At 62.4% G+C, this 1570-nt stretch carries 2 protein-coding genes and 1 pseudogene; 2 read left to right on the top strand and 1 reads right to left on the bottom strand.

All coding sequences use genetic code 11. The features are described from left to right. Positions 1-14 precede the first annotated feature (14 nt). The gene (locus DBR18_RS03215) at positions 15-767 is read right to left on the bottom strand and encodes a DUF2059 domain-containing protein (RefSeq protein ID WP_108589223.1); all 753 of its coding nucleotides are present in this window, start codon (positions 765-767) and stop codon (positions 15-17) included. A 108-nt stretch (positions 768-875) separates the two neighbouring features. Between DBR18_RS03215 and DBR18_RS03210 the strand changes: the two genes are divergently transcribed. Both DBR18_RS03210 and DBR18_RS28655 read left to right on the top strand, forming a co-directional pair. Beyond that, complete coding sequence (locus DBR18_RS03210) at positions 876-1508, top strand: 2OG-Fe(II) oxygenase (protein ID WP_108589222.1); 633 nt, start codon at positions 876-878, stop codon at positions 1506-1508. A 1-nt stretch (position 1509) separates the two neighbouring features. Further along, positions 1510-1570, top strand: a pseudogene (locus tag DBR18_RS28655) (DUF523 domain-containing protein); the annotation flags it as partial.

Raw genomic sequence — 1570 nt, 5'->3', positions numbered from 1 at the left:
AAAGGCGATAAAGCTTACTGGCCAAGGTTCGAGGAGCTTTGCCCCACCGCCAACCCCGCCCTAATCGCCGCCAGCGCCGCCTGGTAATACGCCTTGCCCTCGCTGGACTCGGCAAAGGTCGCGAACTGCTCCAGTTCGTCATCCGACAGATCGCGATAAACGTAGAGCAGCGTGTTGTTCAAATCGGCGCCGATCTGCTCCATCAGGCGCTGGCGCTGGCCGTTCAGCATGCCTTGCGCCTGACCGCCGCCGAGCAGGCCGGGAATCATCGAACTCAAGCTGTCCGCCGCCACGCCGGCAATCGCCAGGCTGACCTCGGCACCGGCCTCGCGCGCCGGCAGCGCTTGCGCCAGATGGCCGATGATCAGCAGACGGCTGTCGCTGACCTGCATTTTCGGCAAGCCCTTGGCGTTCTTCGCCAGTTGATCGCGACGGGTGGCGAGCAACTCAGCGGCGACGATTTTTTTGCCCAATGGCGATTGAAAGAAGGTCAGTGCCGGTTGTGGATCGGCAAGGTGCTGGCGCAATTGCGCTTCGGCACGCTGATCCATGGCCTGGGGGGCGAAGCGCTGGTTGCTGTTGTTGACCAGGGCTTGAAACACCGCCGGTGGCAGGTTGTTCTGGTAGCGCTGCTGCGCGGCACTCAGGGCATCATTGAAATGCGCACGTTGATCTGGCCAGCCGGCGATCTTGTACAACTGATCGTGGCCGTCCGCCCAGGCGGGCAAAACGCAGAACATCAACAGTGAAAAAAGCAAACGGCGCATAGGGACTCCTGTCAGCAGCGGACTATTCTCCGTGCGGTGCCGGTACTTGTCGAGAATTCGTATCAAGCCGCCGCGTGGCTCTGTCGGATTTCTTGCCGCAGGCATACTATGCGCGCCATGCAAATATCCTCTGAACACCCGCTGCTGTTACGTATCGTCGACGACCTGGCCGAGCATGGCTGGTCGCAGCAGAACATTTTCCTGCCCGCGGGTTTGACCCGCGAGCTGGCGGCCGAGTGCCGCAAACGTGAGGCCGAGGGTGAACTGGCGCCGGCGGCGGTGGGTCGTGGGCCGTTTTCGGAGATTCGCGAGGGCATTCGTGGCGACCACATCCAGTGGATCGACCCGGGCCAGGCCGAGGCCAGCGACCGTTATCTGAATCTGATGGACAGCCTGCGCGAGGCGCTCAATCGCGGCTTGTTCCTGGGGCTTGAGGATTTCGAATGCCACTTCGCCCTGTATCCGCCGGGCGCGTTTTACCGCAAGCACGTTGACCGCTTTCGCGACGATGACCGGCGTATGGTTTCGGCGGTGGTCTACCTCAATGACGCGTGGCTGCCGGAAGACGGCGGTCAGTTGCGCATGTATCTGGACGAAGACCGGGTGCATGACGTGCAACCCACTGGCGGCTGTCTGGTGGTGTTCCTCTCCGGTGAAGTGCCCCATGAAGTGTTGCCGGCCAACCGCGAGCGCCTGTCACTGACCGGCTGGTTCCGCCGCCGTGGCAACGAGCCGTTCTGATATGCAGAAGATTCTGGTCAGCCGCTGCCTGTTGGGCCACCGCGTGCGTTACGACGGCGGGG

Origin of the sequence: Pseudomonas sp. HMWF021, from assembly GCF_003061005.1 — a bacterium.
Taxonomy (GTDB): domain Bacteria; phylum Pseudomonadota; class Gammaproteobacteria; order Pseudomonadales; family Pseudomonadaceae; genus Aquipseudomonas.
The sequence above is the reverse complement of the archived record's forward strand: the minus strand, read 5'-3'. Positions and strand labels throughout refer to the sequence as shown.